This window comes from Flavobacterium sp. (genome assembly GCF_004211145.1).
GTDB lineage: Bacteria > Bacteroidota > Bacteroidia > Flavobacteriales > Flavobacteriaceae > Flavobacterium.
The window spans coordinates 33,775-48,119 of sequence record NZ_SEBS01000015.1 but is presented as its reverse complement, the minus strand read 5'-3'; the positions used below and the strand labels follow the sequence as shown (position 1 = coordinate 48,119).

General features: G+C 47.3%; 11 protein-coding genes. 5 read left to right on the top strand and 6 right to left on the bottom strand.

Going from position 1 to position 14,345, the window contains the following annotated elements; all coding sequences use genetic code 11:
• Positions 1–29: 29 nt before the first annotated feature.
• Both EOO50_RS09000 and EOO50_RS08995 read left to right on the top strand, forming a co-directional pair.
• A complete protein-coding gene (locus EOO50_RS09000) occupies positions 30–1,652 on the top strand; it encodes a M1 family metallopeptidase (RefSeq protein ID WP_290839377.1) in 1,623 nt (540 codons plus the stop codon).
• 71 nt (positions 1,653–1,723) lie between these two features.
• Entirely contained in the window at positions 1,724–2,146 is a 423-nt protein-coding gene (locus tag EOO50_RS08995; RefSeq protein ID WP_290839376.1) for a DoxX family protein, read from the top strand.
• 348 nt (positions 2,147–2,494) lie between these two features.
• Here the strand turns inward: EOO50_RS08995 and EOO50_RS08990 are convergent, their stop codons facing one another.
• Together EOO50_RS08990 and EOO50_RS08985 are read right to left on the bottom strand one after the other, a co-directional pair.
• The gene (locus EOO50_RS08990; RefSeq protein WP_290839375.1) at positions 2,495–3,544 is read right to left on the bottom strand and encodes an AMP-binding protein; all 1,050 of its coding nucleotides are present in this window, start codon (positions 3,542–3,544) and stop codon (positions 2,495–2,497) included.
• Positions 3,541–4,479: a CPBP family intramembrane glutamic endopeptidase gene (locus tag EOO50_RS08985; protein ID WP_290839374.1), complete on the bottom strand. Its 939-nt coding sequence runs from the start codon at positions 4,477–4,479 to the stop codon at positions 3,541–3,543. The genes EOO50_RS08990 and EOO50_RS08985 overlap by 4 nt, the downstream gene beginning before the upstream one ends.
• A gap of 75 nt (positions 4,480–4,554) precedes the next feature.
• On the opposite strand from EOO50_RS08985, the gene arsC reads away from it, so the two are divergent.
• Positions 4,555–4,899, top strand: a complete 345-nt coding sequence (gene arsC, locus EOO50_RS08980; protein WP_290839372.1) for an arsenate reductase (glutaredoxin) — start codon at positions 4,555–4,557, stop codon at positions 4,897–4,899.
• Between the two features lie 132 nt (positions 4,900–5,031).
• Positions 5,032–7,503 (top strand): TonB-dependent receptor, encoded by a 2,472-nt coding sequence (locus EOO50_RS08975; protein WP_290839370.1) that lies wholly within the window; start codon positions 5,032–5,034, stop codon positions 7,501–7,503.
• Between the two features lie 289 nt (positions 7,504–7,792).
• Here EOO50_RS08975 and EOO50_RS08970 read toward each other — a convergent pair whose 3' ends face one another.
• Positions 7,793–7,972 (bottom strand): hypothetical protein, encoded by a 180-nt coding sequence (locus tag EOO50_RS08970; protein WP_290839438.1) that lies wholly within the window; start codon positions 7,970–7,972, stop codon positions 7,793–7,795.
• Between the two features lie 441 nt (positions 7,973–8,413).
• On the opposite strand from EOO50_RS08970, the gene fumC reads away from it, so the two are divergent.
• Positions 8,414–9,811: a class II fumarate hydratase gene (gene fumC / locus EOO50_RS08965; protein ID WP_290839369.1), complete on the top strand. Its 1,398-nt coding sequence runs from the start codon at positions 8,414–8,416 to the stop codon at positions 9,809–9,811.
• Between the two features lie 92 nt (positions 9,812–9,903).
• Here the strand turns inward: fumC and EOO50_RS08960 are convergent, their stop codons facing one another.
• From EOO50_RS08960 to EOO50_RS08950, 3 genes are all read right to left on the bottom strand, one after another.
• Positions 9,904–11,547, bottom strand: coding sequence for an AMP-binding protein (locus tag EOO50_RS08960; protein WP_290839368.1), 1,644 nt, complete (start codon positions 11,545–11,547; stop codon positions 9,904–9,906).
• A 128-nt stretch (positions 11,548–11,675) separates the two neighbouring features.
• Entirely contained in the window at positions 11,676–13,079 is a 1,404-nt protein-coding gene (locus tag EOO50_RS08955) for a T9SS type A sorting domain-containing protein (RefSeq protein WP_290839367.1), read from the bottom strand.
• 214 nt (positions 13,080–13,293) lie between these two features.
• Positions 13,294–14,259 carry a helix-turn-helix domain-containing protein gene (locus EOO50_RS08950; protein ID WP_290839366.1) on the bottom strand — a complete coding sequence of 322 codons (966 nt, stop codon included), beginning with the start codon at positions 14,257–14,259 and terminating at the stop codon, positions 13,294–13,296.
• Positions 14,260–14,345: the final 86 nt, after the last annotated feature.

The window sequence follows — 14,345 nt, the reverse complement described above, 5'->3', positions numbered from 1 at the left end:
ATTACGCCACCAATTACAAAACACGATACATGAGAATAGCCTTGATTTTATTGTTTGTTTCATGGGGCGCGTCGGCCCAGATTTTCGCCGAACACAGCTTCACTCGAAAAGATTCGCTGCATGGAGGTTTGCGCACCGAACGTACTTGTTACGACGTGCAGCATTACGGCCTCGACATCAGGATCGATACTGAAGCCAAAACGATTACGGGTTTCAACGACATCACATTCAAAGTTGTCGAACCGACGAGCAAAATCCAGATCGATCTGTTCGAGAACATGAAAATCGACAGCATCGTTTTCGAGAAAAAGAAACTTACGTACAAGCGCGAATTCAACGCCGTTTTCATTGACTTTCCGAAACCGCTTTCAAAAGGTATTGAGAAAACGCTTCGATTTTATTATTCAGGGACGCCGATAGCAGCACCGCGTGCACCGTGGCAGGGCGGCTTCGACTGGAAAAAAGACATCAACGGCAAGACGTTCGCGGGAGTTGCGGTCCAGGGAACCGGCGCGAGTTTATGGTATCCCGTGAAAGACACCCAAACCGACGAACCCGACAAAGGAGCCACGATAAAGGTCGCGGTCCCGAACGGTTTGATGAACGTATCCAACGGTCGGTTCAAAGGTTCGAAGGATCTCAAAAACGGTTACACGCGTTGGGATTGGGAAGTGAAAAGCCCGATAAATACGTACGACATTACGGTAAACATCGGCGATTACGTGCACATACATGACAATTACAAAGGGCTCGATATCGATTATTACGTGTTGAGTTATAATAAGGAAAGAGCGAAAAAACATTTCGAGGAAGTGAAGCCGATGATGGATTGTTTCCAGAGTAAATTCGGGAAATATCCATTCGCCGAAGACGGTTACAAACTTGTCGAGACGCCGTATTTGGGCATGGAACACCAAAGCGCCGTAGCGTATGGGAACGGTTATTTGAAAGGATATCGCGGAAACGACATGTCGGGAACGGGTATCGGCCTCACGTTCGATTATATCACGATCCATGAAAGCGGACACGAATGGTTCGGGAACAGCATTACGTCAAAAGACATCGCCGATATGTGGATCCACGAAGGCTTCACGATGTATTCGGAAGCCGTTTACATCGAATGCACGCTCGGATATGAAAAGGCGAACCAATACATGAACGGCATCCGCAACAACATCCATAATTACGAGCCGATCATCGGGCAGTTCGGCGTGAACAATGAAGGTTCGGGCGATATGTATCCGAAAGGTGCATGGCTGCTTCACACCTTGCGTCATGTCGTGAACGACGATGCGAAATGGTGGGCGATGTTGCTTAAATATTCGGAAACCTACCGACACAAGATCATCGATACCAAAACCGTCTGCGACTTTTTCAGCAAGGAAAGCGGTTTGAACCTTACGCCTGTTTTCGATCAGTATTTGCGTACGACGAAAATTCCGGTACTTTCATTCGAAGAAAAAAACGGAACCGTAGCGTATTGGTGGGACAACGCGGTCGATGGGTTCGAGATGCCTGTCGATATTATGATCGGCGACCGTAAACTCCGACTCGAGCCCACAAAGGAAAAGCAAGCGCTGTCTAAAATCGCGAAACTTTCAGAAATCAAGGTTCCGACCCAATACTTTTTGATCACTACATCAGGAATTTAAATTATCCCTAATTTTACCTATCTGATTTTAAATAGTTGTAAATTAGAGTAGTAATTTTAAACAACTTTATTATGGATAGAGTAAAAAGCTTGAACAAATGGGCAAACGCGCACACGAGTTATCCAATCGACGCGTTGCGTATCGCATTGGGCGCTTTTTTGTTCATTACGGGAGTTCTGTTTATCAAAAACAGCCAAGCCACTGCCGACGTGATCGCGCAGTTGAGCAATTTTGACGGCGGCATGTTCGTGTTCCATTACGTGGCCGCGGCGCACATGATGGGCGGCATCATGATCATCTTTGGACTTTTGACGCGTTGGGCGATTTGGGCGCAATTGCCTATTTTGATTTGCGCGGTGTTGTTGAATTTCGTGACTGAAATGAGTGTGCGGAATTTGTTGTTTTCTTCGGTTTGTTTATTGGTCTGCTTGTTCTTTTTGTTTTACGGCAGCGGGAAACATTCGGCGGATTATTATTTTAAGATGCAGAAATAATTTATCATTGAGTTTTGATCCTACCCTGAAATTTTTAAACAATTAAGATAGTTGAGAAAAGTTAAGATCAGAAACTTTTAACGTTACCAATCTTTCGCATTAAACGTTCAGTTGTTTTTATTTCAAAATGTAGAATCAATAATTTTGAAATTTTAGATTAATTCTGTCTGCTAAAGAGTTTAAATTATTGAGAGCATTGCGTTGTTAAGGTTAGATTTCCTTAATGAACTCAATGCTCTCAACATTCACAATAATAAAAACCATATTTCTTTTAACCAAAAAACCTAAACAGTAAACCCAAATCGCTTAACTTTTCTAAACTATCTCAACTGTTCAGAAAAAATTATATTATTTCTCACTAAACGTTTCCCTCCGTTTAATCTTCCCACTGCCCGTTTCTGAAAATTGAGCCACAAATCGAACTTCCTTCGGTTTTTCATATTTTCCTAAACCTGAAAACAAATCATCAGGCAGCGAAAACTCCTCACCTTCAACAAACAAAACCAATTTTTCCCCAAGGGATTCATCAGGTTCACCTGCGACGAAAAACCGTTGCTTGATCTTTTCCGACAACTTGGCCTCGATCTGCTCCGGGATTAATTTGATTCCGCCGGAGTTCACGATATTGTCGCGTCGGCCCAAGAACACGAACTGGCTTTCATTGACCAATTCGACGAGATCATTCGTGACGATCACATCGCCTGAAATCCTGCGCGCATGGATGACCAGGCAATTGTTGTCGTCATACGAGATCGTCACATGAGGCAAAACCGTAAAGGCGCTTTCCCCTACCCGTTTGGCGGCGATATGCGTGATCGTCTCAGTCATTCCGTAGGTTTCGTAAATCTCGGTGGGTAACTTTTCGAGTTTCTTTTCGAGCTGGGCGTTTACTTTCGCGCCTCCGATTATGAGTTTCTTGATGTTGCCCAAATCGGCGATCGAATTCTCGGCCTGAAGCGGAACCATGGCCGCGAAATCGTATTTCTGGTCGTTATTCTTAAGCGGATTTGCGCTCGGTGCCACGAAATCCATGTCAAGCCCGAGGATAAAACCGCGCACGAACATCATTTTTCCCGCGATATATTTCGTCGGCAAACAGTGCAACGCTTTATTTCCCGGAGAAAGATCGAAGAAATCGCCCGTCGCCAACGCCGAATTCACCATCGCCTGTTTATCGATTTTGATGATCTTGGGAGTTCCCGTAGTTCCTGACGTATTGATCTCGATATCGTCCTTGTCGTCGAACCAATCGAGCAGGAACAAGCCGCAGTGCTTTTCATATTCGTCGCCTTCCTTGATAAAACTGTAGGCCACGCGCAACAGATCGTCGCGATCGAGGTGAAAACCGTTCAAAAGGAAGCGGTGATGCACGTTGTTGTAAGTCGGGATATGTGTCATGCTGCGTCGGTTTTAGGTTGGATAATCGTGAAGTCGGCTACTTTTCCGAAGAGTTTCTGACGCCAGTTCGTCCACTTGTAGCGTTTAGCTAAAATTAATAAAATTAGCGGATATGTGATCGCAATCGACACGATCATTTCAGTAAGCATTCCGCTGTTGTCTTCCATTTTCGTATATCGGAACATCGCGTCGGTCTGGAGCGCCGTAAAATCGGAAGTGATGAGCAATGCAGCCATGAGGTTATTGCCCAAATGAAAGCCGAGTGAGAGCTCCAGACCTTCGTCCATCAGCGTCATGATACCCAATAAGAATCCTGTTCCGATGTAAAACGCCATCACGCCGAAGCCCAATTCGAAAACCTCGGGATTCGCGCTGTGGAAAAGCCCGAACATAACCGATGTCACGATAAACGGCAACGCTCGGCTCTTCGAAGCGATTCCGATCTGCTGCATCAAGTAACCACGGAACAAATATTCCTCGAACGCGATCTGCGCAGGAAAAAGCAACAAACTTATGATGACCAGAACCGTAAACTTAAACGGGTCGAAATTCCACACAATGTTCGAACTGTCGATGTAATAGGAAACCGCGAATCCCGCGATAGTGATGATCGTGATCACCGAAAACCCCATCAATACGCGACCGAAATCGACTTTTTTGCGCGATGTCGTCAACGATAAAATGCTGCGCTTGTGCAACACGTAAACCATCAGGAACAGCAAGCCGAGCAAAAATAAAAACGGAAGCAGGTTGGCGACCAGTGAAAAATTCTTGGGCAGGTTCTTGATCATTTCGTACATCTGGGCCGTTTCCTCGGGCGTCGTGAAAAAGAATACGAAAACGAAATTGATGACGAAAATTCCTGTTGTCAGCGCGGCGGTCAAAAGCACTTTCCACGGCGTATTGTCGCCTTTGTAAGCTTGTTCTATAAACATTGAAAATTGTTTGGTTCGTTATATCTACTAAATTAATCTAATTTTGCGCTCCCGATTTCATGTAGGGATATTTTTATGATACAAGTTTATCACAATCCGCGTTGCGGGAAATCCCGCGAATGTCTGGCGTTTTTGGACGACGAAAAAGTCGGGTACGAGATCGTCGAATACCTCAAGACAAAACCAAAATTCCGCGAGATCCAATCGCTTTTAAAGAAACTGCGCGTAAAAGCCATCGAAATCGTCCGAACCAAAGAACCTGAATGGCAGCCGTTTAAAAACGAAACACTCACAAACGACGAAATAATTCACATCCTCGTGAAACATCCGATACTCATCGAGCGACCAATCGTCGTCAAAGGGGACAAAGCGGTTGTCGCACGTCCTTTAGAAAAAGCGGCCGAAGTTATCAGGTCATGACGTCATCTAATTGTAAAGTCGAAAGCCGGAAGCCGCATCGCGAACAAGTGCGCCCTTTTAACAAACCTTTATGAAACAACCGCTAAACCAAAGTCTAATTTTGCACTCGAACGCCGAATAAATTTACCTTTCATGAAAAAATTACAATGGGTTTTCGCCTTGCTGCTTTCCATAACTTCTTTAAGCAGTTTCGCGCAAGCCGGTCCAAAAGTCAAAGTCACGGGAAAAATCGTTGAAAAGACAACCAAGCAACCGCTCGAATATGCGACCGTAACCTTTACGTTGCCCGACAATCCGAAACCTGTAGCAGGCGGAATCACGGATCCGAAAGGTGAATTCTCGGTTGAAGTTCCCGCTGGGACATACAATATCAGTTTCGAATTCATTTCCTTCAAATCGTTCGTGATGACGGGGAAAGCTATCACTGAAAACACAAATCTAGGAAGCGTCGAGCTGTCTGAGGATTCCCAGCTTTTGAATGAAGTCGTCGTCCGAAACGAAAGAACGACGGTCGAAATCAAACTCGACAAGAAAGTTTACAACGTCGGACAGGATTTGATGGTAAAAGGCGGAACCGTGAGCGACGTTCTCGACAATATTCCATCGGTCTCAGTCGACCAGGACGGAACCATCAGCCTTCGAGGAAACGAAAATGTGCGTATCCTGATCGATGGAAAACCTTCGAATGCGATCAACATCACCGAAGCCTTGCGCATCATTCCCGCCGACGCGATCGAAAAGGTCGAAGTCGTCACGAATCCATCGGCGCGTTACGATTCTGAAGGTGGCGGCGGTTTGCTGAACATCATCTTGAAAAAAGGAAAAAACCAAGGCATAAACGGAACATTCATCGGTACCGTCGGAGATCCGGATAATTACGGATTGTCAGGTAACCTGAACTTCAAGTCGAAAGACATAAACGTTTTCACGACAACGGGTTACAACTACAGATTGAGTCCCGGAAACATGTTGAACGACACGCGTTATCTCGACGACGACAACAACACGACGGGTTACATAAACGAGCGCCGCACGAACGACCGATTGAGCAAAGGATACAACTCCAACTTCGGGTTCGACTGGTATCTCGACAAAAGCCTGACGTGGACGAATGCGATCAACCTGCGCCGAAATACGAACGAGAATCCTGAAATCGTAAAGTACTTCAACTACGACGCAAACCGCGTTTTCACAGGTGTCGACACGCGTTTCAACGATCAGGATGGAAACAGCGAGAACTACGAATATTCGACCACGATCGTGAAAGACTTCAAGAAAGAAGGCCACAAGTTGACATTGAACGGGTCGTTCTCGATCAACGACGACAAGGATTTTTCTGAAATCAATTACGGAGCCGAGAGCACGCGCAACATCCAGGAGCAGAACCGCAACGTGATCCAGGCCGATTACGTGTTGCCGATTGGGAAAAACAGCCAGTTCGAAGCCGGTTTCAAAGGCGAGTACAACCGTTTGCTCACTGATTATTTCGTCGGACTTTTGAATGAAGACACAGGTGTATACGATTCGGATTCGCGTTACACGAACAAACTCGAATACAAGGAAAAAGTGAATGCGTTGTATGTCCAATACGGTTCGAAAATCAATAAATTCTCGTATTTGCTCGGCCTTCGTTGGGAAGATTCGAACATCGACGTGAACCAACTTTTCACCCAGGATTTCAACAACAAACGCTACAACAATTTCTTCCCGAGCGCTTTTTTGACGTATGAATTGGCCGAGGAAAGCAACATCTCCCTGAGCTACAGCCGACGCATTTCACGCCCGCGCGGCCGTTTTATCAACCCGTTCTCGAACTATTCGAGCAATATCAACATCTTCCAGGGAAATCCTGATTTGAACCCGTCGTTCAGCGATGCGTTCGACGTCGGTTATTTGAAGCGCTGGAAGAAACTCACGTTCAGCACCTCGATGTATTTGAACCACACGAAAGATTCATTCCAGGTCATCCGACGCGAATCCGGAGATCTGGCGCAGGTAACGCCCGACAGCCCGCTCACGCCGGTTATCCTTTCAACGCCTGTGAACTTGGGCGACGAATACCGTTTCGGGTTTGAATTCACGTTCAACTACTCGCCTTTCAAATGGTGGAAATTGAACAGTAACTTCAACTTCTTCCGAAACCAGACCGTCGGCGATTACACCTATACGATAACGAACGAAGACGGCACGACCGAAACGATCCTTGAAAACCTCGACAACACCGCGTACTCATGGTCGACGCGTCTGACGTCCAAAGTGACGTTGCCATTGAAAATCGACTGGCAGACCAACTTCAACTACAACGGCCCGCAAAAGAACGCCCAAGGTGAAAGCCGCGGCGTACCGAGCATGAACCTAGGTTTCAGCAAGGATTTCTTGAAGGATAAGGTTACGGCTGCGTTGAACGTCCAGGACGTTTTCAACTCACGCAAGCGCATCACCGAAACCTATTTACCGGGAGTTTTGGAGTCGTACAGCGAAATGCAATGGCGAGTGCGTCAGGTGACATTTTCACTCACATACCGTTTCAACAAGAAGAAATCGGAGCGCGAAGAACGTCCGCGTGGAAACGATGGCGGCGGAAACGAGGAATTCCCCGGGTAACCGTTAGAATATGAGCGCTGGATTTGTCCGGCGCTTTTTTTTTACCATTAATTCAATTGAAAGGTTTTGGGCGTGCGGAATACTGAACTTCTGACTTCTTATAAATAGTCATGATTTTTCAAATCAAAACCGAACCGATACGTTTACTGTGCAGGAGCGCTTAACTTTCTCAACTATCTTAACTGTAAAAAAAAACCATGTAGTAAACTTTAAAAGTGCAAACAAACACTCACTTACAGCCAACAAAAAAGGGAAGCGCAAACTTCCCTTTAATTTCTTCAACCAGCTTCTAGATTGCCGATTGTTCTGACTTTGCTTTCCTAGCGGCGCGTTTTTCTTTCCAAAGTTCCCAGCTCGCTCCTGCAACCCAGTAAAATACGAAGTTGACAAGGAATATCATAAGCCAGAAGCCGATAGTGAAAATACACAGGAACATTAAGAAACCTAAGTACTGTTGAAATTCAAACATGTTTTCCGGAATTTTTTGAATTATACGCAAATGTAACAATAGTATTTTTCCCGACCAACTGGCGAATACATTTTTATAAAAAAACATTTATGCGTACTTTTGGGACGCTATTTTTTTGGGCAGCATTTCCCGCTTTCCGCTGTAGCTTTTGAGCAGAATCGCTTTTTTGCACTTGTTTGACGGGCTTCCTTCGGTCGCCGCCAAACGTCGGCAAAAAATGCGCTTCCGCCGCAAAAGGCTGCCGCTTCAATCGGGGCTGCTATGGGAAGTTCGGAAGTTTTTGGTTTGGAAGATCGGAAGCCCAATTAGTAACGACCACATCGACGGGAGGCAATAAATCAAATCAACACCCGAGGCGCAGCCGAACAGTATGGAGCGCAGCGAAATAAAATCAACGAATCAACAAATAAACAGTTAAACCATTAAACAGTTAAACAACCAATGGAATACCGAATAGAAAAAGACACCATGGGCGAAGTAAAAGTCCCGGCCGACAAATACTGGGGCGCCCAAACCGAACGTTCACGCAACAACTTCAAGATCGGTCCGTCAGGCTCGATGCCGAAGGAAATCGTAGAAGGTTTCGCTTATCTTAAGAAAGCCGCAGCGTACGCGAATCACGACCTCGGCGTTTTGTCGGTGGAGAAACGCGATGCGATCGCAGCCGTGTGCGACGAAATCCTCGCAGGCAAACTCGAATCGGAATTCCCGCTTGTCATCTGGCAGACTGGTTCAGGAACGCAGTCGAACATGAACGTGAACGAAGTCATCGCGAACCGCGCCCAGGTGCTCGCGGGATTCAAGATCGGTGAAGGTGAAGCGGTCGTGAAAGCCAACGACGACGTGAACAAATCCCAATCGTCTAACGATACTTTCCCAACGGGAATGCACATCGCGGCCTACAAAGCGGTCGTCGAAGTCACGCTTCCGGGAGTCGAAAAACTACGCGATACGCTCCAGGCGAAATCAACCGAATTCATGAATGTCGTGAAAATCGGCCGCACGCACCTGATGGACGCGACGCCGCTTACGCTCGGGCAGGAACTTTCAGGTTACGTCGCCCAATTGAACTACGGCATAAAAGCGGTCAAGAATACATTGGCGCATCTTTCAGAAGTCGCGCTTGGCGGAACCGCAGTCGGAACAGGATTGAATACTCCTGCCGGCTACGACGTCAAAGTCGCAGAATACATCGCGAAATTCACAGGTCATTCATTCGTAACGGCCCCGAACAAATTCGAAGCCCTCGCCTCTCACGACGCTATCGTGGAATCGCACGGCGCTTTGAAACAATTGGCGGTTTCGTTGAACAAGATCGCGAACGATATCCGCATGTTGGCCTCAGGTCCGCGTTCCGGAATCGGCGAGATATTAATTCCCGAGAACGAGCCCGGATCGTCGATCATGCCCGGAAAAGTAAACCCGACGCAATGTGAAGCGCTCACGATGGTTTGCGCCCAGGTCATGGGGAACGACGTCGCGATCTCGGTCGGCGGCATGCAAGGCCATTACGAACTCAATGTTTTCAAACCGGTCATGGCCGCGAATTTCCTGCTGTCGGCGCGCTTGCTTGGCGATGCCTGTGTCTCGTTCGACGAACATTGCGCGCAAGGCATCGAACCGAACCACAAACGCATCAAGGAACTGGTTGACAATTCGCTAATGTTGGTAACCGCGTTGAATACTAAAATCGGGTATTACAAATCGGCCGAGATCGCGCAGACCGCACACAAAAACGGAACGACGCTAAAAGACGAAGCCGTGCGTTTGGGATACGTTACCCCAGAAGACTTTGACGCTTGGGTAAAACCTGAGGATATGGTCGGGAGTTTGAAGTAATTTTTTATGCTTTAGGCAGTGAACTTTGGCCGCGAAGTCGCGAATACGTCTGTGCAATCAGATTGAAATTCGCGAGTTCGCGGCTAACTTTTTTAAGACGTTTTGATGTTCAGTAAATGCTCGAGTGCGAGTTCCGCGATCGAAATCTCACGCATTTCTCCCTTGCGCACTTTTCCCGTGATCGTAATCGGGAAACTCTCGACAAATTTCCAATATTTTGGCACTTTATAATGTGCGATGCGATCCTTGCAATAGGATTTTAGTTCATCCTTGGTCAAATTATTGCCGGATTTTAATTTTATCCACGCCATGACGACTTCGCCGAGTTTTTCATCAGGAACGCCGATCACTTGAATGTCTTCGATCGATTCGTGTCCGTAAAAGAATTCTTCTATCTCGCGAGGGGAAATATTCTCTCCTCCGCGGATGATCACGTCTTTGATGCGTCCTGAAATATTGATGTAACCATCATCGTCCATCACCGCCATATCGCCCGAATGCATCCAACGCGCCTCATCGAGGACGCTCGCCGTCGCCTGCGGATTGTTCCAGTATTTTAGCATGACCGAATAACCGCGCGTACACAACTCTCCAGCCGTATTCCTGGGTACGATTTCGCCCGTTGTCGGGTCGACGATCTTTATTTCCAGATAATCCTGGACCGTCCCGACCGTTCCGACCTGTTTCTCAAACGGCGCCCCGATGACGGTTTGGGTTGAAACGGGCGACGTTTCGGTCATTCCGTAACAAATCGAAACATCTTTCATGAACATGCGCGACTGTACCTGTTTCATGATTTCAACGGGACAAGGCGAGCCTGCCATGACGCCCGTTCTCAAAGTGGAAAGGTCGTATGAGTCAAAATCGGGAAGCGACAATTCAGATATGAACATCGTCGGAACGCCGTAAAGCGACGTACATTTCTCTTGCTGGACCGTGCGCAATGCCGTCGCAGGTTCGAAACTTTCGGACGGAATCACGATACAGGCGCCGTGTGACGTGCAACACAAATTCCCGATCACCATTCCGAAACAATGGTAAAATGGAACGGGAATGCACACGCGGTCGTTCTCGGAATACTTCAAACGAACACCGATGAAATAGCCGTTGTTGAGCAAATTGTGGTGTGTGAGCGTAACGCCTTTTGGGAATCCTGTTGTGCCTGACGTGTATTGGATATTTATAGGTTCATCGAATTGAACCGAGTTTTCGAAGGTTTCCAAAATTTCGTCGGATATCGAATCTCCTACAGCTAAAAAATCAATCCAATCCCTGTCGAGATATAAAGTTTCCTGCAATTCCTCGCAGTTTTCCTGAACCGATTCGACCATCTGCTTGTAATCGCTCGTCTTGAATGTCAACGCCGAAACGAGCAATTTAATGCCCGACTGATTAAGCACGAACTCGAGTTCGCTCGACCTATACGCCGGATTGATGTTGACCAATATCACGCCGATGCGAGCCGTCGCATATTGCAACAAAACCCATTCGGGACGGTTCGGTGCCCAAATCCCGACGCGGTCGCCCTTGCCCATTCCCTTTTGCAACAGGCTTTTTGCGAGGATCGAAGTCTGCTCCAGAAATTCCGAATATGTCGCGCGATACGAATGGGAATTCGAAACAAGTACTTCGTGGTTGGGAAACTTCGAGGCGATTTCTTTGAGATTTTGCCCGATGGTTTGTCCGAGCAACGGAATATCCGACGGTCCGGCCGAATAAGAATATGGAGAGGTCAAAACGATGATTTTAGATTACCGTTAAAAGTAGTGAAAGTTGCAGAGAATCTTAACATACGCCGTATTGCAGCATATTTTAACTGAAAAATCCCGCTGTGAATAACGGGATTTTCGTATCTAATTTAAAGTTATTCCTTTACGAGTTTGTGTGTCGATGTCGTGCCCGACGCCGTGGTTGCCACTACATTGTAAATCCCTGATGCGAGATCGTGAATGTCGACGGTCGTATCCGAACTTTGGAAACCGGCTAGCATTTTTACTAATCTGCCCGAAAGATCGTAAACGCAAACATTCGTTAAAATGGCCGCGTTGCCCGCGCGAAATCCGAAACTTTCACTCGCTGGATTTGGACTCAAGATGAACTCGCTTGACGAAAATTCCGTCGCATGCAACGAACACGAATTGATTACCATAACCGGAACGTGTGAATCGGGCGCGGTTCCGATACCGAGTTGGCCTGACGAATTTTGTCCCCAAGCGTAAACGCTGCCATCGGCTTTTTGCGCAACCGTGTGATTATATCCGGCATGTACTGAAACCCAATCGCTGTCGGTCCCGATCTGCGTGGGAACATTCCTGTCCTGGGTCGTACCGTCGCCGAGCTGCCCTAAATTATTCTGTCCCCAGCCCCAAAGTGTACCGTCAGTTTTGATCGCGAACGAGGTGTTGAAATAGGCGCTGATCTTCGCCCAATCCGAATCGGTACCTATCTGCACGGGAAAGGACATAAATGTGATCTGCGGCCCCAATCCCAAAGCCCCGACGCCGCTTGACCACGCGCCCCCGAAAACGTACAGTCGGCCGTCATTTTTGAGTGCAAGCGTATGAAGACTGTAAGCACCTGATGCGATTGCTGACCAATTCGTATCGGTACCGATCTGCAACGGTACGCTCGAACTTCCGATTCCCGTAAATTGCCCTATGGCTCCCGCTCCATTGCTTCCCCAACCCCAAAGCGTGCCGTTTGTTTTCACGCCGATCGTCGCGTGATGGATCGCAACTGCATCTTTCCAATTCGTCTCGCTGCCGACCTGATTCGGCGTGTAATGGCTAGTTGTGGTTCCGTCGCCAAGTTGGCGGTACGTATTGCTTCCCCAAGCCCAAAGCGTGCCGTCGGTTTTTACGGCTACGGTGTGATCGCTGCTTCCCGACCCCGATTTCCAGTTGGTAGCCGTGCCAACTTGTACGAATACCTTGGATACGTTGGAAGGCCCGTATGTTCCAATGCCCAAATCACCTTGTTCGTTGCAGCCTGTTCCCCATAATGTTCCGTTCGTCTTGATGCCGAATGTGGTCAGCGCACCGGTAAAAACTTTGGCCCAGTTTGTCTGGTTACCGGCCTGAGTGGGTTCATAAATATAACTTACGTTTCCCTGGCCGAGCATTCCCCAGTCATTCATAGCTCCGCCCCAAGTGTGCAAAGTGCCGTTGTCTAATATGACTGCGCCATGAAAAACCCCGGTCGATACACCCGTGACGCATTGCGCGAAGCCTGAGACCGCAAAAAGTAGCAACAAAGTAATTTTCCCCATTATATATTGTGTTGTGATTGATTTCGAAAGCAGCAATCTACACAATAAATCACGAAAAATCAACGAATTGGATATTGTGACATTCGAATTTAGGATTTAAAAATTTACGCTGTCAAAAAATTGAATTTCCGAAAAAAGAACTCAAAAAAAGACGAAAATTCTTGCTTTTCTTTCGAATTTCATTTGTTTTGGCAGAAGTGAAAATCTTATGCAATCAGAATTGTATCGCGTTGAACTTGTCTCTATAAGCCGTCGGCGTCATCCCGACGTTTTTCTTGAACAACGTCCTGAAGGATTTCAAATCGTTGTAACCCGAATCGAGCATGACTTCGAGCACGCTGTGTCGCGATTGCTCGAGCATTTGCTTTGCGGCTTCGATACGTGTTTTTTGAAGATATTCGATCGGAGTGATTCCCGTGGCCTGTTTGAACCGGCGTACGAGGTTGCGGCGACTCGACGGAACATCGACGATGATTTCCTCTATCGTGTTCGCTTCCCGGAAATTCTTGCGGATTTCAAGCTGCGCCTGTTTCACGAGCGAATCACCGTGATCTTCAATCGGCAGAAAAGTGCCAAAGTAACTTTGCTGTTTACGATCGATATCGACTGAAAAAATCTTAGCCGTCCGAACGGCAACCGCGCGACTGCAGAATTTCTCGATCAAATAGATCATCAAATGGAAACTGTTCGTGGCGCCGCCGCTCGTGAAGATGCGATCTTGCTCCGTGACGACGGCGTCGGCTTGGACAAGGACTTTTGGAAATGCCGAGGCGAATGCGTATTCGGCGTTGATATGCGTGGTCGCGGGCTTTCCGTCAAGCAAACCGGTCGCCGCCAAAAGAAACGCGCCCGTGCAAAAACTGGCGATGTGTGCGCCGTTCGCATATTGGTTCTGCAACCACGGAATCCAATTGCGGTTCGTGGCGAGCTGGGACGGCATCGCGTCAGGCTTGAACGCGGGAATCAAAAGTAGGTCGTAACGCGCCTGGGAGTCGGGTTTGGTCAGTTCGTATTCCGAATACAATAACGGCCTGGAATCGTCCTGATACAACAATTCGATCTCGAAAAACGGATCGCGTTCGACCTCTACGTAAAAACGGTTTACGGTTTGGAACACGTCGAGCATGGCGGCGACGCTCAAGAGGCGATTTTCAGTGGTAAGCAGGATCCCAAGTTTCATATCGTAGTTTTGTCGGAACTCAAATATAAGATACTATGGCTTAAATGCCCTTTTCTTAAACTTTTAATAACAAAAAAAGCCCCGTA